At 67.8% G+C, this 20,175-nt stretch carries 21 protein-coding genes; 13 read left to right on the top strand and 8 right to left on the bottom strand.

Annotated elements, in window-relative coordinates:
• The first annotated feature begins 309 nt into the window (after nt 1-309).
• Nucleotides 310-597 (top strand): hypothetical protein, encoded by a 288-nt coding sequence (locus ACTMTI_RS42885; RefSeq protein ID WP_441126550.1) that lies wholly within the window; start codon nt 310-312, stop codon nt 595-597.
• Between the two features lie 6 nt (nt 598-603).
• On the opposite strand, the gene ACTMTI_RS42880 is transcribed toward ACTMTI_RS42885, so the two are convergent.
• Nucleotides 604-870 carry an NUDIX hydrolase gene (locus tag ACTMTI_RS42880; RefSeq protein WP_441126549.1) on the bottom strand — a complete coding sequence of 89 codons (267 nt, stop codon included), beginning with the start codon at nt 868-870 and terminating at the stop codon, nt 604-606.
• 101 nt (nt 871-971) lie between these two features.
• Here ACTMTI_RS42880 and ACTMTI_RS42875 point away from each other — a divergent pair, with 101 nt between their 5' ends.
• Entirely contained in the window at nt 972-1,529 is a 558-nt protein-coding gene (locus ACTMTI_RS42875) for a Tn3 family transposase (RefSeq protein WP_441126657.1), read from the top strand.
• Nucleotides 1,530-1,608: 79 nt separating this feature from the next.
• Here ACTMTI_RS42875 and ACTMTI_RS42870 read toward each other — a convergent pair whose 3' ends face one another.
• Nucleotides 1,609-3,042 (bottom strand): MFS transporter, encoded by a 1,434-nt coding sequence (locus tag ACTMTI_RS42870; protein ID WP_441126548.1) that lies wholly within the window; start codon nt 3,040-3,042, stop codon nt 1,609-1,611.
• 79 nt (nt 3,043-3,121) lie between these two features.
• Between ACTMTI_RS42870 and ACTMTI_RS42865 the strand changes: the two genes are divergently transcribed.
• Together ACTMTI_RS42865 and ACTMTI_RS42860 are read left to right on the top strand one after the other, a co-directional pair.
• Nucleotides 3,122-3,691, top strand: a complete 570-nt coding sequence (locus ACTMTI_RS42865) for a TetR/AcrR family transcriptional regulator (protein ID WP_441126547.1) — start codon at nt 3,122-3,124, stop codon at nt 3,689-3,691.
• Between the two features lie 230 nt (nt 3,692-3,921).
• Nucleotides 3,922-4,569, top strand: coding sequence for a tyrosine-type recombinase/integrase (locus ACTMTI_RS42860; RefSeq protein WP_441126656.1), 648 nt, complete (start codon nt 3,922-3,924; stop codon nt 4,567-4,569).
• A 132-nt stretch (nt 4,570-4,701) separates the two neighbouring features.
• Here the strand turns inward: ACTMTI_RS42860 and ACTMTI_RS42855 are convergent, their stop codons facing one another.
• Together ACTMTI_RS42855 and ACTMTI_RS42850 are read right to left on the bottom strand one after the other, a co-directional pair.
• Nucleotides 4,702-4,902: a hypothetical protein gene (locus ACTMTI_RS42855; RefSeq protein ID WP_441126546.1), complete on the bottom strand. Its 201-nt coding sequence runs from the start codon at nt 4,900-4,902 to the stop codon at nt 4,702-4,704.
• Between the two features lie 138 nt (nt 4,903-5,040).
• The gene (locus ACTMTI_RS42850; protein ID WP_441126545.1) at nt 5,041-6,084 is read right to left on the bottom strand and encodes a hypothetical protein; all 1,044 of its coding nucleotides are present in this window, start codon (nt 6,082-6,084) and stop codon (nt 5,041-5,043) included.
• Nucleotides 6,085-6,383: 299 nt separating this feature from the next.
• Between ACTMTI_RS42850 and ACTMTI_RS42845 the strand changes: the two genes are divergently transcribed.
• The gene (locus ACTMTI_RS42845; RefSeq protein WP_441126544.1) at nt 6,384-7,301 is read left to right on the top strand and encodes an ArsR/SmtB family transcription factor; all 918 of its coding nucleotides are present in this window, start codon (nt 6,384-6,386) and stop codon (nt 7,299-7,301) included.
• 93 nt (nt 7,302-7,394) lie between these two features.
• Here the strand turns inward: ACTMTI_RS42845 and ACTMTI_RS42840 are convergent, their stop codons facing one another.
• Nucleotides 7,395-8,474 (bottom strand): serine hydrolase domain-containing protein, encoded by a 1,080-nt coding sequence (locus ACTMTI_RS42840; protein WP_441126543.1) that lies wholly within the window; start codon nt 8,472-8,474, stop codon nt 7,395-7,397.
• Nucleotides 8,475-8,788: 314 nt separating this feature from the next.
• Here ACTMTI_RS42840 and ACTMTI_RS42835 point away from each other — a divergent pair, with 314 nt between their 5' ends.
• The 5 genes from ACTMTI_RS42835 to ACTMTI_RS42815 all read left to right on the top strand — a co-directional run bounded on the left by ACTMTI_RS42835 (nt 8,789) and on the right by ACTMTI_RS42815 (nt 14,612).
• Nucleotides 8,789-9,517 (top strand): phytanoyl-CoA dioxygenase family protein, encoded by a 729-nt coding sequence (locus ACTMTI_RS42835; protein WP_441126542.1) that lies wholly within the window; start codon nt 8,789-8,791, stop codon nt 9,515-9,517.
• A 613-nt stretch (nt 9,518-10,130) separates the two neighbouring features.
• Nucleotides 10,131-10,865, top strand: a complete 735-nt coding sequence (locus ACTMTI_RS42830; RefSeq protein ID WP_441126541.1) for a hypothetical protein — start codon at nt 10,131-10,133, stop codon at nt 10,863-10,865.
• 280 nt (nt 10,866-11,145) lie between these two features.
• On the top strand, nt 11,146-11,736 hold the full coding sequence (locus ACTMTI_RS42825) for a DUF1707 SHOCT-like domain-containing protein (protein WP_441126540.1): 591 nt from the start codon (nt 11,146-11,148) through the stop codon (nt 11,734-11,736).
• A gap of 130 nt (nt 11,737-11,866) precedes the next feature.
• Nucleotides 11,867-12,832 (top strand): tyrosine-type recombinase/integrase, encoded by a 966-nt coding sequence (locus tag ACTMTI_RS42820; RefSeq protein ID WP_441126539.1) that lies wholly within the window; start codon nt 11,867-11,869, stop codon nt 12,830-12,832.
• Nucleotides 12,833-13,706: 874 nt separating this feature from the next.
• Nucleotides 13,707-14,612 (top strand): class I SAM-dependent methyltransferase, encoded by a 906-nt coding sequence (locus tag ACTMTI_RS42815; protein ID WP_441126538.1) that lies wholly within the window; start codon nt 13,707-13,709, stop codon nt 14,610-14,612.
• An 814-nt stretch (nt 14,613-15,426) separates the two neighbouring features.
• On the opposite strand, the gene ACTMTI_RS42810 is transcribed toward ACTMTI_RS42815, so the two are convergent.
• Entirely contained in the window at nt 15,427-16,479 is a 1,053-nt protein-coding gene (locus ACTMTI_RS42810) for a protein kinase family protein (RefSeq protein ID WP_441126537.1), read from the bottom strand.
• A 171-nt stretch (nt 16,480-16,650) separates the two neighbouring features.
• On the opposite strand from ACTMTI_RS42810, the gene ACTMTI_RS42805 reads away from it, so the two are divergent.
• Entirely contained in the window at nt 16,651-17,244 is a 594-nt protein-coding gene (locus ACTMTI_RS42805) for a hypothetical protein (RefSeq protein ID WP_441126536.1), read from the top strand.
• A gap of 42 nt (nt 17,245-17,286) precedes the next feature.
• Nucleotides 17,287-17,499: a hypothetical protein gene (locus tag ACTMTI_RS42800; RefSeq protein ID WP_441126535.1), complete on the top strand. Its 213-nt coding sequence runs from the start codon at nt 17,287-17,289 to the stop codon at nt 17,497-17,499.
• Nucleotides 17,500-17,868: 369 nt separating this feature from the next.
• Here ACTMTI_RS42800 and ACTMTI_RS42795 read toward each other — a convergent pair whose 3' ends face one another.
• Both ACTMTI_RS42795 and ACTMTI_RS42790 read right to left on the bottom strand, forming a co-directional pair.
• Entirely contained in the window at nt 17,869-18,144 is a 276-nt protein-coding gene (locus tag ACTMTI_RS42795; protein WP_441126534.1) for a hypothetical protein, read from the bottom strand.
• Nucleotides 18,145-18,337: 193 nt separating this feature from the next.
• The gene (locus tag ACTMTI_RS42790; protein ID WP_441126533.1) at nt 18,338-19,036 is read right to left on the bottom strand and encodes an AraC family transcriptional regulator; all 699 of its coding nucleotides are present in this window, start codon (nt 19,034-19,036) and stop codon (nt 18,338-18,340) included.
• A 295-nt stretch (nt 19,037-19,331) separates the two neighbouring features.
• On the opposite strand from ACTMTI_RS42790, the gene ACTMTI_RS42785 reads away from it, so the two are divergent.
• Nucleotides 19,332-20,042, top strand: coding sequence for an alpha/beta fold hydrolase (locus tag ACTMTI_RS42785; protein WP_441126532.1), 711 nt, complete (start codon nt 19,332-19,334; stop codon nt 20,040-20,042).
• The last annotated feature ends 133 nt before the right edge of the window (nt 20,043-20,175 follow it).

Genomic DNA, 20,175 nt, shown 5'->3' with positions numbered 1-20,175 from the left:
TACCGGCGAGCTTCGCACGTGGTGTCTCCTTCACGAATCAGATCCTCGCCGGTCAAGGGAATTGAATGGGCAAACCGAGCTGGACATACCGGGCTATAGCGCCGATTATCGGTATATGGCCACTCGTCGTCATATCGCGCGATCAGCCACTTGTCGGCGCACAATGACGGAAACGACACATTGAGCGCGTAGGTGGTAGTGCAATGGCGAAATCAGTGGCCGCCCCGCCCTCTCAACCGGATGAATGAACTCCTGGCGGAGTGGGCGGTTCTCTCAGCAAGGCGAACTCGTCTACGAAAGGGGGCCGGCATGCATGGCAAGCGAAATTTGATCTTGCTTGGTGCAGCCTTTCTCGCCGCTTCCACCCTGGGACCGGCCGGAGCCGTACACGCCTCGACCGTGGCGGTGACCGAGATATCCCAGAGCAAGCCATGCAAAAAGGAATGCAGAAAAGGATACAATTTCGGCTACCAGACGGGCTATAACCACTGTCTCACCGGCGGCCTGATACAACACATAGGGATAGAAGTGTCCGCCGAGTACGAACGCGGATACCAGAATGGGGTAAAGAAGGGCATTCGTGCCTGCAAACAATGAACCACATCAAAAGGGACGTACGCCGACGGCGCCGGGCTGGTTGACCAGCCCGGCGAACCAGGACCACAGCCCGTCCGGTCGATGTGAATGAGCGGACCGACTTGGTACCTCGATGCCAAACTGCTCGTGCAGAATGCGTCGCAGAGCGTCCTCGAAGGTCGCCGTGGAAGCATCGACCACACCACCGGGCAAGAAGTGGCATTGGGCGTTGTCCGGCAAGCCTTGTCCCAGGGCCAATAGCCGCCCGTCCGGCGTTTTGACGACGGCGCTCAAGCGAACAGTCATAATCGGCCCCCTTCCACGGGCAGGCGGCCATCGTCGACGTGGTCGGCGAGGTAGATCATGACGCCTTCGGGGTGCAGATGAGGTGATCGATTGGACTCATCGAGAGCCACTGGACGGACCTACTCCGTACCGCGATCTCGATCCGGGAGAAACGGCTGTCCTCAGTGACTCTGCTGCGCCGCATGGGCAACCACTCTCGCAAGAACCGGCTCTACCGAGCCTTTCGCGAGCTCGGCCGCGCGGTCAGGACGATCACGCTCTTGCGGTATTTGTCGAATCCAGACCTTCGCGAGCAGATCACCCAGGTCACCAACCGCAACGAGTCCGTCCACCACTTCGCCGACTGGCTGATGTTCGACGGCAAGCTCATCGGCCACAACGGCCCCGACTACCAAGAGAAGATCATCAAGTTCAACGAGCTGCTGGCCAACTGCGTCATTTACTCGACCGCCCAGGACATCACGGATGCGGCCAACGCCATCGCCGCCGACGGCCACCCCGTCGACCTCGATGACCTGGCCACCATCTCGCCCGACATCACCCACGTCATCCGCCGGTTCGGCAACTGGATCCTCAACCTGACCCCGCCGGCCGCCAACCCCACCACCCGACTCGACCTCGAGTCCCAAGTCCTCTTCGCCCCATAACCGGCGGCTCGCTCGCCGCTGCGGGTGTTCTTCGGCACCGAAGGGCTGCGGATGACCCAGCAGGCCTACGCCGAGCGGCTCAAGACGTGGGCCGACCGGGAGGAGTTGTCAGCGGCGGCTCACTGACTGCTTGGCCTCCTGACTGTTCGGCCCGGACGCCCCTCGGCGTCCGGGCCGCGGTCAGCCACAGGCCGGTGAATACGGCGCAGGCCAGCGTCACGGCACCCGCCGCGAGGAAGGCGCTGTTGAGGCCGGAATCGAAGGAGGCGCCGCCGGACTCCCGCGTGTGGACGATCGCCCCGAGCACCGCCACGCCGAGCACCGCGCCGATCTGCCGGGTGGTGCTGCTGACGCCCGAGGCGAGACCGCCCTCCTGCGGGTTGACCGCCTGGATTGCGGCCCCGGTCAGCGGCGACATGGTGAGAGCGAACCCGATGCCGACGACCGCCAGCCGCCACCACACGTTCCCGTAGCCGGTATCGGCGTGGACGAGGCTCAGCGCCAGCAGCCCCAGCCCGGCCAGCGCCAGGCCGATGCTGACGACGACGCGGAAGCCGTACCTGGCCGCGAACCGGCCCGCGTACGGGCTGACGATCACCATGGCCAGCGAGACGGGCAGGGTCCGCAGCCCGGCGACCAGGATCGAAGTGCCCTGGACGTAGACGAAGAACTGGGAGAAGAAGAACGACGACCCCATCAGCACGAACCCGACCACGACCATCGCCGTGTTGGACACCGTGAACAGCCGCTGACGGAACAGCCGGAGCGGCAGCATCGGCGTCGACACACGACCCTCGACCACGACGAACGCGGCCAGGAGCACCAGTCCGGCGGCGAAGCTGCCCAGAATCACCGGCGAGGTCCAGCCTCGGGAACCGCCCTCGATCAGGCCGTAGGTCACAGCGCCCACGCCCGCGACGGACAGGACCGTGCCGGGGACGTCGATCGGCGGCGCGCTCGGGTTGCGGGACTCCCTCAGCACGCGCAGCCCGGCCAGCAGCAGGACCGCCCCGATGGGCACGTTGACCAGGAAGATGGCGGGCCAGCCGAAGGACTCCACCAGGATCCCGCCCGCCAGCGGTCCGGCGGCCAGGCCGATGCCGCTGAACCCGGCCCACAACCCGATCGCTCTGACGCGCTCCCTCGGGGCGGGATACGCGGCGGCGAGCAGCGCTAGCGAGGCGGGGCTCAGCGCCGCGGCCCCGACGCCCTGCAGCACCCGCCCGGCGATCAGCCAGCCGATCGAGGGCGCGAGCGAACACACCACCGACGCGGCCGTGAACACCACCACCCCGGCCAGGAACACCCGCCTGCGGCCGAACCGGTCGGCGAAGACGCCGCCCGACAGCAGCAGCATGGCCACCAGCAGCACGTAGGCGTCGACGATCCACTGCAGGCCGGTCAGCCCGGTGTGGAGCCGCTGCTGCATGTCGGGCAGGGCGGCGCCGACGATCGTGTTGTCGAGCAGCACCATGAACTGACCTGCGCAGGTCAGGGTGAGCAACGCTTTCACGCACATCCCTCCTAAAAGCAGTTAATGACTGCATTAATGGAGACTCTAACGCAAGTCTCGACTGCGTTAAGGTGGGGGCATGGATGAGCAGGGGCGGGCCAGGCGGCCCGGCGGGCGCAGCGCCCGGGTCCGCGCGGCAGTGCACCAGGCCGTTACCGACCTGGTCAGCGAGCGCGGCTACGGAAACTTCACCGTCGGCGAAATCGCGGCCCGCGCGGGTGTGGCCGACACCAGCATCTACCGCCGGTGGGGCAACCTCCAAGCCCTGCTCAGCGATGTGCTGCTGACCCGGCTCAACGCGCAGGCGCCGATGCCTGACACCGGCAGCCTGGCCGGCGACCTGCGGACCTACGCCGCCATCGTGGCCCGCGAGGTCACCGGACCCGACGGCCTGGCGGTGGTGCGGCTGACCATCGCGCTGTCAGGCGAGGGTCAGCAGGGCCTTCAGGCGCGCGACGAGCTCCTGGCCGACCGCACCAGGCAGTTGCAGGCCATGCTCGACCGCGCCCGCGACCGCGGCGAGGACTCGCCCGACGCATTGGAGGTGCTGGACCATCTCCTGGCGCCGATCTACATACGCGTCCTGTTCGGCGCGGGCCCGCTCACCACTGACTACCTCGACGGGTTGGTCGACCGGTTGCTCGCCTGATCCAGTCCGTCGGTCGCTCCACTGCGTACGGAGCGCTGGCTCAACGCTGACCTGCGGTTATGTCGTCCCACGGCCCGTTTCCGCCGTATTCCGGTGGCACCCGTTCGAGATGGTGATGCAGGCGTCATTTCAGGATAGGGACGTGAGGGAGCGAGAAGACCCCGGCAGCAGGACGTCGCCGGGGTCTTGATGCGGAGTATGTCGGCTTGGTGTTCGTGCTGCCGTGTCTGATGGGATCAGCGCATTGCGCTCATGGCGCGTTCGATCTTCTCGCTCGGATACGGCGTTGTCCTGCTGGTGCCGTACAGGTCCCAGTAGAAGTCGTTCATGGCCGCCGCCACGGGTGCGTACCGGCGGATCACTGCGGCTACAGTCGGCGGGGCATCAGCGGGGTCCGCGCCGTCCGCGCATGCGCGGATGTACTCGTTGCGTTGTCCGGCGGGCACCTGCCGATCGACCGCGTCGGCGCGATGATGGCCGCGTGTAACGCCGACCTCGACCGAGGGGACGTCGAAGACCTGCGCAAGCGGGACGAGCTGCGGCGGGTGGCGCTGCGGGACGCGGCCTTGTACTCGACTGGCGTGCGCCGGTTCGAGCTTGCTGGGATGGCGCTGGCCGACTACGACCCGTCCGCCCGCTCCCTGCGCATCCGGGGCAAGCGGAGCAAGGAGCGGATGGTCTACCTTACGGCCAGCGCGGTCGGCCGGATCGAGGCGTGGCTGACCGTGCGCCGCCGCGACCCGGGGCGGCTTGTTCGCGCCGTTCACCCCGCGCGGCAGGCACATCCGCCGAAACCAGCACGGCCGAATCGTGTTCATCGACGCGCGGACGGTCAGCAACGTGCTCGCCGCCCGTGCACACCGGTTCCGATGCCCTGACCAGCTAATAGGGGGTGCCGTTAACCAACGTGTGAGCCCTGTGCGCCGGGAAGCCGGCACACAGGGCTCACCGCCTTGGCGCGCTAGCGGCCTTGAGTTACTCGCAGTCTGGGGCCCCGCGGTCTTGGGTCCTCAGCAGTCGGCGGTGCCGCTCGGCGCGTAGAACCCCGCGTACAGGTCGGCCCGGGTGTAGGCGCCGACCCACTCGCACGGTCCGTCCGGCCAGCCGTCCACCACCGCTCGCATCTGCCGCGCCGAGCCGCAGGCGTTGTACACCCGCGCGCGTACCAGTAGACGATCTGCTTCTTCACCGCGCCCTCGTAGGCGCCGCATCCCAGCGCCGTCACCGAGGCGTCGGCCGTGGCAGCGCCGGGAGAGGCCATGACTGTGCCCGCGCACAGCGTGGCAGCCGCGATCGTCACCATGAGCCTGCCGTTCTTCATCGTGGTCACGCCTTTCTCTGGTGGGGGGTCACGGCTTGGTCAGCCGGACCAGGAAACCGTCGTGATCGGTGTAGGTCAGCCCGTATTTATTGGTGCCGACAAAAGAGAAGTCGTTGGTGAAGATGACGTGCTGCACGTCGCCGTCGCCCTTGCGGATGTTTCCGGAAGGCACGCAGTTCTGGGCGTTTTCCGGATCGGAGGTGTCGTATTCCAGGTTGAAGTCGCCGCCGACCACGGTCTTGCCGGACACGCCCTCCTGCGACCTGATGGAGGGCACTGCGCTGAACATCAGCGCCTGGCACTGGGCCAGGGCCACTGGCTCGCTGGAGGAACTCAGGTGGGTGGCGCAGGACAGGTGGTCACCGAGTGCGTAGGCGCAGGCGAAGGTGCGCATCTCGTTGGTGGAGTCCTGGGTCGTGTACTGGCCGGCCCAGCCGTTGACGCCCTGCCACTTCGCCGCGGGGACCCGGCCGAGCACGGCGTTGCCGAAACTGTCGCCGTTCGTGCAGGTGACGGGCCCGCCGGTCTGCCGGTTGAGGGCCGGGTAGAAGACGTAATAGGTCCAGTCGTCCGGCCAAGCCTCGGACAGTGAGGGCTGCAGATAATTAGGCAGGTCGTTGGAGCAGATCTCGTTCAGCGTCACTAGGTCGGGGGCGAGGTAGTAGATCAGGTCGCCGCCTTCGAACACGGCTTGGCCATCGGCGTAGCAGCCCGCGTAGCCGCTGTTGCACAGGTTGAGCTGGAGCTCCTTGAACGGGCGCGCTGCCGCCGTGTGGGCCGGGTCAGTCCGCCGTACGCCCGCGGGAGCGGCGGGCCTGGCCTTGCCGCCGCGAGCCTTGGCTGTCACCGCGCCGGCCTGGGCGCCCATGGGCGCGGTGCTCTGCGCAGGCAGCCGCTGGGCGACGCCTGGCGCGGCGAGGACGGTGGTCGCGGAGCGTGCGGTGGTCACGGCGGCTTGGGCGGGGGCGGCGGTGGTTGCGGCGGACGTGCAGGTCAGCGTGAGGACAAGTCCGGACGTGGAAGCCAGGGCGGCCGCCAGACGTCGGGCGATGCGGATACGGGGGAATGTCACGGGCATTTCCTCCATCGGGCACGGGACTCGACATAAGAGAAGGGTTTTCCGGTGCCGTTGATGTCCAATGGTGGCGATAAAAGGGAGGGGCAGCAAGAGCCTTTGCGCCCCAGCGAAAACCCAACAAATCGCCACGCAGCATCTTGACTAACACTGTCTGTCGTGGTGGGGTGCCGAATGTAAAGGCAACCGGGGTATGCCGAGGCATTGGGGAATGAATGGGTATCTTACGAATCCATTTCACCGCGGAAGACCTGGCGCGCGTCACATTGGCCGATGGGCCAGACCCCCTGTGGGAGGTGATCTTCACACGCTTCCGGTTTCGAGACCGGGTGCGTCCGCTGACCTTCCGCCCCTGGTTCGAGGAACTGCACGCCGACCCCGCCAGGACCGCCCGGATGCGGGGCGGTGCCCGCCTCCTCGACTCACTCGTGCCGACCGGGCCGTTCTTCCCCGACTTCCTCACTCCCCCTGAGGGCCTGCTCGGCATAGAACGCGGGCTCGCGGCGCTGCTCGGCACATCCAGGAGGCGGCTGGCGGCCGAGCTGCGGCGGCTGGCCCGCCACCACAACCTGCCCGGCTGGGTGCGGCCCCTCGCCGAGGGAGACCTCGGCGCGCTCAAGGAACTGGTGGCCACGCTGCGCGACTACCACGAGGCCGCCGTGGCGCCCTTCCACGTGCTGATCACCGCCGCCGTCGCCATCGACCGCGCCAGCCGCGCCCGCAGCATGCTCAGCGGTGGGGTGGATCGGCTGTTCACCGAGATGGGGCCACTGGTCCGTTGGACGCCGCCCGTTCTCCAGACTGACTACATCGTGGACAAGGACTTGGTGCTCGGCGGGCGCGGCCTGCGGCTGGTGCCCTCCTACTTCTGCCAGCGCGCTCCGGTGACACTGGCCGACCCCGAGCTGCCGCCCGTACTGATCTATCCCATCGAGCAGCGACACCGCTGGCGGCAGGCGGCGGCCCGCCGCGGAGGTCTCGGCGCGCTCATGGGCACCAACCGCTCGGCTGTGCTGCACGCCCTCGACCGCAGCGCCACAACCACACAGCTGGCCCGCATGCTGCGCATTTCACCGGCAGCGGCCAGCCGCCACACCACCGTGCTGCGCGAAGCCGGGCTCATCGAGACCCGCCGTGACGGCACCGCCGTCCTGCACACACTCACACCGCTCGGCACGGCGTTGCTCGAAGGCTCCACCAGCGATCCCCGCTGAACGCATGACGGGGTGCTTTCGCGCCGTGAGAAGGGCACTGGCCTCGGTTCCGTGGCCGGGACAGCCTCGAGGCCGCCGCCTGGCCACCCGGACTCAGCGGTCGCACATCACGGCGACGAAGGCGTCGATCAGGTGCTGCCGGTTGGCGGGCACGCCGGTGGTGTAGACAGTGGCGGCGCGCCCGGCCCGGTCCCGGCCGCTGAACACCGCGGCCCCCGGCATGTCGCCGGCGACGAAGTAGGCGTAGCCGCAGCTCGACTTCATCCGGACCACGCCGAAGCCGTAGCGAACGCCCGCGGGCCAGCCTTCCTGCTCGACCTTCACCGGCCGGGTCATCATCTTGCTCAGCGGGGCCTTACGCCAGAACCGGTTGAGGTCTTCGGGAGTGGAGACCAGGCCGCCACTGGCCCCGAACTCGTGGGTGGGCAGTTGGTCGGTCAGGTCCACCTCGCCGCCCTGCGGATGGCCGGGGTGCACCCCGTAGGTGTGGGCGTGCGGGCCGCGGATGCCGTAGTCGCCCTTGGCCGGCCAGTACGTGTCCCGCATCCCGTACGGCTTGAGGATCAGGTCCCGGCTCGCCTGGCGGAAGTCCTTGCCGGTCACTGCGGTCACGATCATGCCGAGGACCAGGTAGTTGGTGTTGGCGTAGGCGAATGAGCCGCGGGGCGTGGGCTTGAGCGTCAGCGCCACCTGCAGGAAGTCCGGGAAGGGTTCCTTCCACTTGATCGCGTTGAGGTACTCGGGCAGGCCGCTGGTCTGCTGCAGCAGCATCCGGACGGTGATCTTTCGACCGTCGATCTCGGCGCCGTCGCCGGTGCCGCGCAGCACCCCGGGCAGGTAACGCTCCACCCTGGCGTCCAGGTCGATCTCCTTCTGATCGACCAGCCGCAGCACGGTGGCGGCAATGATCGGCTTGCTCCCGCTGGCGATCCTGAACCGGCCCTGGGGGCCGATCATCGGCTTCCCGGTGCCCCGCTCCGCGGTGCCGGAGCGCCGGGTCACGGTCGCGCCGCCCGGGCTCCGCACCTGGCTCAACGCGCCCGCCATGCCGTCCTCGGTGGTGAGCACGTCAAGGCGGGACTGCGGCGAGGGCGTTACGGCGGCGGCGAAGGCGGGGGTGACAGGGGCGAGGACCAGGGAACCGGCGACCGCAGCAGCGAGCAATTTCGTCATGCCTCCAATGTCGCGGGAAGATCACTCAGGATCAGTCACGCCTGCCTGCCTGTTGGAGTGGGGTCTGCCCTACCATCGAGGTGATCGCCAAGCGGCAGCCGAACGCCCGCGGCCCCTCGATCGTCGACCACACCCGGGCAGCCAGATAGTTGCGTACCTCCTGCTCGCGCTTGGAGCCCGCTGACAAAGGAGCTTGGTATCGGTGCGCGTCAAGGGTGTGAGACTCGACACCCGAGAGGCCTCCGCTCCCAGGAGGAGCGCGTGCCGACACCGCCATCCGTTAATCGGTTGCGCCTGTGATTAGCGTGGTTGTCATGGCAGAGATCGATGGTGCGACGTTCGTCCGCGACGGGTTCGTGAAGGTGGCCGCGACGGTGGCGCTGGAGCTGGCCGAGGCGGCGCTGGCGCAGGTGTGGGAGCAGCTGGGCGGCCGCTCAGCCGGCGATCCGTCCGGCTGGGACGAGCCGGTGATGTGGGCGTCGGACCTGAGCGGTCAGGGGCCGCTGGGCGAGATGGCGCGCAGCGCTCGGCTGGCGCGGGCACTGGATGAGGTGTGCGGGGCGGACGGTTGGGCACCGCGTGGCGCGCTGGGCATGATCCCGGTACGGTTTCCCGGCAAGGCGGCGGTCGACGATCGTGGGTGGCACATCGATGCGAATGTGGCCCTGCCCGACGGGACGTACGCGGTCAGCGGGCGGCCGGAGATGATGCTGGTGCTGACGTTGCTGTCGCGGGTGGGCCCGGATGACGCGCCGACGCGGATCCGGGTGGGTTCTCACCGGGCGGCGGGGGCGGCGCTCGCGGGGCAGGTGCTGGACCCGATGAAGGCCGGGCCGGTGGTCGAAGAGGCCACCCGTGACTTCCCGGTGGCGCACGCCACGGGTGAGCCGGGCGATGTGTTCCTGGTGCACCCGTTCACCGTGCACGCCGCCGACGAGCACCGGGGGGCGCGGCCGCGGTTCATGGCGCAGGGGCCGGTGCTGCTGAGGCAGCCGGTTTCGCCAGAGGCAGGCAATCTGCTGGGGTTGGCACTGGCGGGCTGACGACCGCGGGTAGCGACGGTCCCGGGGCGTGGGGCCAGGCGGCAGCGTTGTGCGATCCCGCCGCGCGGGTGTTGAGCGGCGGATGACCACCACGCGCCCCAGCAGGCAAACCCGAGGTCGATGACGTGGCCGACCTGCAGGGCTAACGGGCAAAGCAGCTCAGCGTCGGCCCGGTCACTCTTGGCCTCATCCTCACTAGCAGAGGTCTCGGAGGTGTCCACGCGCTCGACGGTAACTGGCGCCGCTGGCAGTGGCCGAATTGTTCTTGTGGAGGATCAATCCTCGCCCCACCCCGCCGCGCCCATTGAGCGGCCCAACCAGCAAGACGCCAAAGACCGCCGGGTAACTCACGCCGTCTATCCATCAAAGTCACAATCAAGGGACCGCCGGAGTGTGGTCAGCATTGGCCCGTTGACCAGGAGCGGACTCCCGGTAGTTGAGGTGTTGTCTAAGCAGGTCAGCGGCCAGGAGCCCGTGGTCCGTCCGTCTACACGCCTGCCGCCGTGAACGCCAGCGGTTGCGCCTCTCCAGCGCATGTCGAAGCCGGAAACCGGCATACCCGTCGGATCTGACCGATGCCGAATGGTCGATGCTGGAGCGCGAGGGGCGGGCGGTGATCGCCGAGCTGGTCGCGAGCACGGTCAGACCGATGGTGCATGACCTACGAGCGATGCTGGACGCGATCGGCTACGTGACCCGGCACGGGATCCGGATGCGGCTCGGCCGACGACGCGGTTGGACGCCCAAGGTCGGCGGGTGGTGCGGCTTGATCGTCTGCTTCAGGTGGGGCGGTTGGTGCGGGCGCGGCGGTGCAATCGGGGCGCACGACCGCCTGGGGCTACTTCGGTCCGATGAGGTCGGACAGGATGTTGATCGGAATCGCCAGGAGGAGTCCGGCTCCGAAGAACGTCCATTCGCGGACGCGTTGACGGCGGGCGTCGGTTTGGGTGTGTCTGAGGATGATGGCTTGGACGGCTTCGGCTTCGGCGCGGTCCATGTTGATGAGGGTGCGCTGGTGTTCGGCTTCGGCGACGAGCTGGCGGTGGGCGGCCTCCTGAGTGGCAAGTTCTTGCCGGAGTTCTTCTACGAGGGTGGTGGCTTCAGCGAACGCGTTGTTGGCATGGTCGAACGCGTCCGATACGCGCTGGACACGGCGTTTGAGCAACTCTCCCCGATCGGGAGGGGCGGGCGCGTAGCTACGTGTTACTCGCCGCCACTCGATAACGATGGCAAGAATGGCAAGACCGACGACGACCGGCCAAACGATGGTGGGGTCCAGGTCCAGCGGGACGGTATCGACCGCGAGGTTGCCGAGGAGCCCAAGGACGGTGGTCGCGATTACAAGTAGGACCGGGGATACGCTCCGCGCCGGTCGACGGCGGCGTTGAGGATGGCGACCATTCACGGGAGGAGGGTGTTCAGTCACGGTGCTATTGGATCGCGACGGGCGTGGGCGGGCGCCCGGGTTCATCAAGTTGCGATCTGGCGGATCTGTGTCGGATGGTGTGCGGCTTCAAGCTCGGAGCATGATCGCTAATAACCCCTCATAATCCTCGTTATGGGCGTGTATGTTGATGATCTCTCCCGGGGACCCCGGGGACGGTCACCCCTACTCGAAAGCGAACACGATGGGCGAAAACCAGCAACCGACCCCCTTCCATCCTGATCAGGTGCGTGTCTCGCATGACGAGCGCGAAGCGGTGGTGGAGCGGCTGAATACGGCGGCGGCCGAAGGGCGACTCGACTTCATCGAACTGGAAGCGCGGCTGGACCGGGCCCTGAACGCCAAGACTTACGCCGACCTGGCACCGCTCACCGCCGATCTGCCACCGGAGATTGCAGTGGAGCCGCTGGTCCTCAAGGGAGGCATGAACGGCGCGGCGCGGACCGGACGCTGGCAGGTACCCGCGCAGATCACCGTGTACGGCGGCATGGGTAGCGTCAAGCTCGATTTCACCCAGACCCAATGCCGACTGCCCGAGATCGCGATAGAAGTGCACGGGCAGACGGGCGGTGTCACGATCATCATCCCCGACGGGTGGGTGGCGGAGACCTCCGAAATGAATCCGGGCCTTGGTGGTTTCAGGGACAAGACCACGTCGGAGCGGCTCTCCGGGACGCCGCGGATCCGCCTTGTCGGCAGTGGCGGCTCCGGGGGCGTGGTCATCCGCCACCCGAACAGCTGGGAACGTCGAATGCAGCGGCGCGGTGGCGTGTGAACGAGGCGGAGCACGTCGCGCGCGGGCACGTGGTCCCGACACCAGAGGAGCGGGAGCCTGGAGACGTTGTGATCGACCACCGGGGCCGTCTGTTCGTCCGCGCGTCCGCCGAGGACTGCGAGGGCGCGCCGTGACCGCCGAGCTGGCGCCTCGCCCTGGCGACGACCTCGCGTACCCATCCGGCCTGCTCGGCTACGTGCAGGACCTGACGACGGCCTGGCTGCTCAGCTACAACTCCCCGAACACCCGCGACGCCTACCGGCGCGACATCGCGATGTGGTTCGCCTTCTGCGCCGCCCACGACCTCGACGTCCTGGAGGTCCGGCGGCCGCACGGCGACGTCTACAAGCGGTGGCTCGACCTGCAGGCGGGCAAGCCGCTCCCCGCGAAGACCCTCGCGCGGCGGCTCGCCGGGGTGTCGTCCTGGTACGGCTACCTTGTGGAGGAGGAGGCGGCCGAGTTCAACCCGTTCGAGCGGGTACGGCGGCCGCGGGTGGATCGCCAGCACTCGGAGACCGTGGCGTTGACCCGCACCGAGGCGCGCGAAGTGCTGCACGCAGCAGACCACGACCACGGCCGCGAGCGGCTCCGCACCGCGGCGCTGATCCGGCTGCTCTTGGAGACCGGCGTCCGCGTCACCGAGGCCTTGGCCGCGCAGCTGTCCGATCTCGGGTACGAGCGCGGCCATCGGACGCTGCGGATCGTCGCCAAGGGCAGCAAGCCGAAGACCCGCAAGGTCCCGCCGGCAGCGGCGTACGCGGTCGGCTGCTACCTGACCGACCGGGCGGAACGGGCCGGGCTGGTGGTGGAGCAACTGGACGGGCCGCTGTTCGCGTCCGGCTCGGGGCAGCGGCTGGACCGCAAGGACGTGTACGAGCTGGTGGAGCGCATCGGGCGGCAGGCCGGGATCGAGGGCTTGCACCCGCACCAACTGCGGCACACGTTCGCGACACTGGCGGAGGAGTCGGGCGTCGGCGTGAAGAAAATCCAGGCCGCGCTTGGCCACGCGAACTCGGCGACGACGGACATCTACCTAAAAGCGCGGGACCGGCTGGAGGACGACCCGTCCGACCTGGTCGCCGCGGCGATCGAGTGACGTCCGGCTGCAACGACGAGGTGATCTGGTGAGCCCCCGAGCTTGAGAGACGTGGATACTGGCGCTGACGTGCCCGGTACGGCTACCGCCCCGAGAACGTGGAGGGTTGATGCGCCGGATCGAGCGCGGGCTGGACGACGATGGGCACGGCACGAGGCCGCGCAGTATCTGCTGATCATCCCGGTCGCGATCCTCGGGGCCGAGGAGGACGACGTGCTGCCGCCCGCGACCATCGCGCCCGCCAGTGACGATGAGGCCCCTTGGCCGTGCGTGACGGTGCCGACCCGCCCGCATCCGGAGCTCATGCCCGACGTGCTCGCAACTCAAGGTCCTGGTACTGAGGTCCGCGTTCGATCTGGGCGCGACGATCAGCGATATCCGGCATGCTCTCGATCGCCGGCCCGATGGCACCCGCTGGATCCATACCGACGGTCTGCGCTCACTGCCAGGATGGATCCGGCATCGCCTATTTGCGTGGATCACCCCGACGGGGCAGGCCGTCGCCCTCTGGCCGGTTCAACAGAGAGCGGCAGAGCACGCCGCGCTCTTGAGCAACCAGCGAACCTGGCGGGAGGCGCACGAAGGGTGGGCTCAAAGAAGAGGAAAGCGCTCAGCGCTTCCGCACCTCCCAGCGGACCCAGTCGCGGGTCGTGACAAGATGCTCACGGCCTACCCGCCAGACTTCCTCCGCGAGGTGGGACGATCCGCGGCAGGCGGCCTTCCTCGAGGATCTCCTCACTGTGGACATCACGCGCTATGCGTCGCATCGCCACATGCCTCCGCTGCTGGGGTTGTGGGAACTCCCAGCGACCTCCCGATGAGCATGCGGCAAACTCCCTTCTTCTTCGGAAACCGTGGCTGTTAGCGTCCGGGCATGTCAACACCGGATCTCACCGCCGCACTGGAACGCATTCCCGGCTGGTTCTGGATGACCGACCAACGCCTGTTCGAGTGGTTCCTGTCGGGTGGCGCCCGGGGCGACGTCCTCGAACTCGGGACGTACCTCGGCAAGAGTGCCGTCCTGATCGGCGCGCATGTGCGGCAGGGAGAGACCTTCACCGTTTGCGACCTGTTCGAGTCGGACGCGCCAGACGCGAACAACAACGCCGAGACGACCGGGTCGTACTCCACGCTCACCCGCCGCCAGTTCGAGCAGAACTACCTGAGCGTCCACGACACCCTGCCCGAGATCGTGCACGGGCCGACCTCCATCATCCTCGATCACGTGAAGGCGGACACCTGCAGGTTCGTCCATGTCGACGCGTCGCACCTGTACGCGCACGTCAAGGGTGACGTCCTGGCGGCGCGGACCGTGCTCAAGGACGACGGGATCGTCGCCTTCGACGACTACCGCAGCGAGCACACACCCGGCGTCGCGCTCGCGGTCTGGGAGGACGTCGCCGGCCTCGGGCTGGCGCCGATCTGCATCAGCTCGCAGAAGCTGTACGCCACGTGGGGCGATCCAGTGCCCGTCCAGCGGCGGCTGCTCGAATGGCTTGAGTCCCGTACCGATCTGTGGCACACGACGGACGCGCTCGGGGATCGGGATCTCGTACGCGTCAACCAGCGCAAGAAGCCGAAGCCCTCCTCGCCTGGGAACGACGTGGACCGGCTCGCCGCCGAGTTGCGGCGCACGACGGCAGAGCTGAAAAAGGTCACGGCGGAGTCGCAGAACGCCGTGCAGGCGCTGAAGAAAGCCACCAGAGAGGTCAGCCTGATCGGCCCGGTCGCTCACCGCGCGGCTGGTTGGCTCCGTCGGCGCTCCACTCCTCGAAAGTAGTTTCTCGAAGACGCGTGTAATGGAATCCCAGAAGGCGACGGCGCCTACACCGTCCGCGCCGGTGACGGGGTACGGAGGGGACTCGCTCTCCATGGACCGGCAGCCCTTTCACGGCGGCTATCCGTATGGTGCGATGGTGGAGGGCCCCGAGGAGGACGCCTGCCAGGGCGGCCAACACGAGGTAGGCCGTCATGGCGGCCGCAATGACAAGGGCGGCGGCGCAGAAGGCGCGAGCGATGGCCTTTCCAGTTGGGTTATGGATGATTTCTGTGGGCCGTGGACGGCCGACCCGTCCGCACCGGCGGCACATCGTCCGCCACAGGCCGGCCGCCCACGGTGTCGTATCCCGCCCTGAAGCCCTTGCGTGGCTTGTCCGGGACGGGAAGCCGTAGGTGGCCAGGACATGGACGTAGGAGTCGCGCCCTGGCCACCCCTCCACCCAGGGGTGGTGGAGGCAAGGCCCGCCTCATCCGGAAGAGGCGGGTAAGTCCGGCATGGGCCGCGGAGGGTGCCGGACGTGCGATCGGACCCGGCGGTGATGGCGAGAGAAGCAGCCCCAATGACGTTCTTGATCACCACCCATTCCGCGATGTAGCGGCAGCGGACTGGCTCTATCGGCAGCCACTCGGCGGGATCCTTGTCCGCTTTCCGACGAAGCGCGCGGGTTCTCGGATTCCTCATCCTGTAGTTGAAGGAGACCCGTGTGTGGTGCAGGCGCAGGTCCCCGAACGCAGACGAGTTCCTGACAGGCGCCTCACCATAGCGGAGCGTTCTTCCCGATCGGCGTGCGTCTCCTCAAGCGGTGGGTGACCCTTTACTCGAGCGGCAGGGCGTGCCGTCCGGCAACCTGGCGGATCTCCTCCAGCGGGTACGGCGTCTTCCTGCTCTTACTCTGCAGATCGTGGTAGAAGTCGTTCAGCACGGTGGCCAGTGAGCTGTGCCGCGACAGCAGGGTCGCGACCCCGCCGGGCACGCCGGCTGGCCGCTCTCCCGCCGCCCATTCCCGCACCAGTTCGCGACGCCCCTGCCAGTCGGCGCCGTGGAAGGCCCCGGCCAGCCAGTTCACCAGGAACGTCAGCGTGTAGGTGCGGTCGAAGGTGAGGCGCCGGCGATAGAAGACCTGTTCCTCCTCTGACAGGTCGAACCGGGTCGACACGGCCTGCCCGAAATCGGTCAGGTAGAAGCGGCGCCCGTCGGTGAGGATGTTCTCGAAATGCGCGTCGAAGTGCAGTAGGCCGCCCGCGTTCATGAAGGACACGGCCTCACGCAGCCCCTGGTCCGCCAGGGCGCAGGCGCGGTCGGCGTCGCCCGCGCGCACCCGCTCGTCCAGCCACTGGTGCAGGTTGTAGGGAAAGTACTCCAGGAAGAGCGTCAGGCTCGCTGGAGCCTCTGCCAGCGCTTCGAGGCGGCGGCGCACGCCAGGCGCGCCCTCCCAGAAGGTGACCGCCCGATCGATGTCGGCCAGCTCTCCGTACAGCGGGGCCGGCTCGGCGTTGGGGAGCACCCGCCAGTGATACAGCAGCGGGAAGCCGGGAAACCGCCCGGTCAGCACCCACTCGGTGGTCATCGTGTGCGCGGCCAGCTCGCGCCAGGCGCCGAAGCCGGGCGAGCCGATGCCGTACTGGCAGAAGGGCGGCAGCCCGAACAGGTTGGCCGTCGAGTGCGGGTGGCGCAGTTCGGGCTCGGTGAGGGGCACGCGTTTGACGAAGACCGAGGTGCCGCCGACCTCGAGCCGCGCGGACGCCCCGCCGATGCCGGTGCCGAGGGGTACGGCCTCGCGCTCCAGCAACTGGGCCAGTTGCCGGTCGTCGTAACGGGACATGGCCGTGGAAACGTCACGGTGGGTGGTCAGCCGCGTGTCCGTCATCGTGATCACTTTACTGGCCGATGACGACCGCCCTTACCCGGCGGCCACCCTGCCGCACTGCTTGCCGAGCTCGGCGAGCTGGTCGTTGACCTCTTGGCGGTCCCAAGCTGCGCCGTTCCAGGCACTGACCAGCTGGTTTCAGCGCCGAGGTGGTACTGCCGCACGTTCGGGATGAGCGGCCTGAATGTAGCGCATCGCCGTGCCGGTACAAACCCCGAAGACGCGGATGAGGTGGACGGGGTCGGCCGTGACGGTGGCTTCGTGCAGCAGCCGATCCTCTCGGATCCGGTGGGCGTTGATGCCGACCCTCCGGAAGATCAACGTGAGCGAATTGATACTGATGGCGGCGTCGTCGCGGAAGGCGGTCGCCGTGGTGATGAACAGATGCGGATTGGCACTGGTGGGCCAGCGCTGATTCCGGTCCTTCAGCCAGGCGGCCAGCAGATCGTGGGTGAATTCATCAAGGTAGAAGGTATGCCATCGGTGCTCTCGGCGCAGGGTGAGCGTGCCTCTGGCGGTGTCGATGCCGTCGAGCCGCAGCGCCGGCAGGTCCTTGGTGTGCAGGGCGTGGATGGCGACGATGAGCCGTTCGATCGGGGCGTGGACGCGGTCGATGAGGCCGCGGAGCTGATCGTCGGGCAGTGGGACAGGCACGCTGGAGATCGCGGGCAGAACGATGGCGCGGGTCGGGTCGCGAAAGACGATACGTTCCTGCTTGAGGGCGTGAAGATGCTGCGCAGCCCGGTGCGGACGCCTTGTGCCTGAGTGCCGGTGAGGACCGCAAGCGCGGATGTCACGTGTTCAGAGGTGATCTCGCGCAGGTTCGCCTCCTGGAACGGGCTCCTGGCCACGGCCCACGACCTCGCGGTCCGCGCCGGATGGACCGGACAGGACCACACCGCCTCCTGGACGCTGTCGGCACGCCCCTCGGCGGTGCCCAGCGCACAGCGCATGACCGCCACCCAGTTGGCGTGGTCGGCGCTCCAGCGCAGCAGGATGGGGTGTACGGCGCGGAGATAGCTGCCGATGACGTCCCGTGATCGCGGGTGCCGTCGCCGGCGGCGGGCGTGGCCGCGCATGGCGCTGACCCAGCGCTCGAGTTCTTCGGCGAAGGGGCGGGGAACTGGCTGATCCGGGTGGCCACCCAGCGTTGTTCTGCGGTGGTCATACGATCGTGGGCCGAGATCACGAGACCGCGCCGCTCCAGCATGAACACCACCCGAGGGCCGGTGGTGTGGTGGACCCAGGTAGGCAAGGATCGGATGTCCCCTTCAGAGATGCCGGCTTCGGCCCCGACCCAGCCGAGGAGGATCCGCAGGCTCCGCAGGACCTGAGCGGTGGTCCAGGTGTACCAGCCGAGTTCGGTGGCCTCGCGGCGGACATCGGCGATCATCGCGTCGGCAGGACCTTGTCAGGTGTGATGATGGACCGGTCGCGCCGGGGCTGCAGCAGAACGGTCTGGGCTGGGTTGACCAGGTGCGGGGAGATCGATGGCGGGTCTGGGCGTCGCGCTCGTTCCAATTCGGCGCTCTTCCAGTGCGATGGGTGGTAGCCGAGCAGCCCGGTCGGCCAGGTGTCCGCCATGACGCATCCCTCGTTGTCGGTGCCCTTGAGTAGCCCATTGTCACAGCGGAGGTCGGACGGCCCCTCGGTGACGAACTCCACGTCATCGCCCGATGCCGGTCCATCCCACACGAGCCCCGATGCCGGATCCAGCGTCTGGACATCTCCAACGGGAACCGTGGATCGCATTACGGTGTTGGTTGGTGCCGCCGCTGTAGTTGTGCGGGAATCGCGAGGCACACGGGGTCATCTCCTGTCCAATCGCGGACCACATCGGCCCGGGTGCGAGTACGAATCACCCCGAGGACTTGACCACCGTCTGCAGTTGAGATGCGCGGGCGGTGGTCTGGCGACTGGTTCGGTAACGGCCCGGGGTCGTTCCGATGATGTTGGTAAACGCTGCGATAAAGCTGCTGGGGTTCGCCCATCCGCAGGCGTAGGCGGTTTGGGTGGTGTCGTGGCCGTCGGCGAGGAGCACGAGCGCGTGGTAGATGCGTAGCTGCGTGCGCCACTCATAGAAGGTCATGCCGAGTTCGTTGCGGAACAGTCGGCTGAGGGTGCGGGTGCTGGCTCCGATCGCCTTCCCGAGTTCGGCCAGCGTGGCGTTGTCTGCCGGCTTCTCGTACAGCATCCGGGCAATGGCTTGCAGTCGGTCGTCCCGTGGCTCCGGCAGGTGCAGTGGCTGTTCGTGTGCTTCGCGGAGTTCATCGATGAGGACTCGAAGGAGGCGAGAGCGCGCGGAGCGACTGTAGCCAGGCGCGGCGTCGTCGTAGTTGCGGGGGCCGGTCAGGGCAAGCAGGACCTCGCGGGCGAGGTCGGAGGCCAGGAACACGGCGGGATCGTCTGGTATGAGCCGGGCGAGGGATGGCGCGAGAAAGACGATCCGCATATCGGTGTCGCCGTGGGCGCGGTGGTAGTGCGTGAACCCGGCGGGGGTCCAGGCGACCCGGTTGGCGGGAACGATCGACGTGCCGCGCTCCGTGTGAACTGTCAAGACGCCGCTGGCTGCGTATACCAGGTGTCCCCGTGCGTGCGACTGCACTGCACTTGTTTCGCCGGATGGCCAGAGGTGGCGCCCGCCAGACGGCCACATATGTGACGTCACACCGGCGATCAGGCAAGGTTGGCGGCGAACAGGCATCAGTTGGCATCCTATCGGTAGTCAGCCACACCTTGATCTCGTGACACTGCCTCCATGCGGAGTGGTCTTCAGTCGCGCAGAGCGCCCGACCGAACCACACATCGAGGCAGCGTGCCTCGGTGCCGCGGCTTGAGAGAAGGAGAAACGCATGGCGACGTTCGTCCTCGTGCCCGGCGGTTGGCACGGCTCCTGGTCGTTTGAGGCGGTGGTTCCGCTGCTGGAGCGTGCCGGTCATGCCGTTCACGCCCTGACCCTGACCGGTCTGCGGCCAGACGACGACAACGCGACGGTCGCGACCGCCAACCTCGACACGCACGCCGACGACGTATTGCGGCTCCTCGATCGCGCCCACATCACCAGCGCGACGCTGGTCGGCCACAGCTACGGCGGGATGGTGATCGCCGCCGCCGCCGATCGCGCCCGCGGCCGGATCTCACGACTGGTGCATCTCGACGCCTACGTACCGCGCGATGGCGAGTCGTGCTGGTCGTCAACGACCGAGCGCTACCGGGAAGCGTTCGCTGCCGGCGCTGCGAGCACCGGCTACGCCGTCCGACCGCCGGACGGCGGCGATCCCCGCCGCCGCCCTCATCCCCTCGCCTCGTTGTTGCAAACGATCCGGCTCACAGGCACGCTCGCCCAGGTCCCCCGTCGCGAGTTCATCTACTGCTCGGGATGGGAAGACCGGACACCGTTCGCTGAACTCCGCACCCGACTCCAAGCCGATCCCGAGTGGCAGGTCCACGACCTCCCAACCGGCCACGACGCAATGCATGAGGCCCCGGAGGCGGTCGCTGCACTACTGCTCGGCGAATGCATCGCGGATGCATCGACGCACAGACGACAGGCTTGCCATTGAGGGCTACACAAGCCCAGTTCATCCGACCCCAAATATTCATGCCGTCGTCTGTGGCCACGGCGGGGGCCACTTACTCCGCGCGCGTGGCCGAGATCGGGAGGCCGAGTAGGGGTGTAGAGGACCCATCGGGAAG

The sequence above is a fragment of the Nonomuraea sp. H19 genome (assembly GCF_052068215.1).
Classification (GTDB): domain Bacteria; phylum Actinomycetota; class Actinomycetes; order Streptosporangiales; family Streptosporangiaceae; genus Nonomuraea.
Note: the sequence above shows the minus strand (reverse complement) of the source record. Positions and strands in the feature narration are given on the sequence as shown.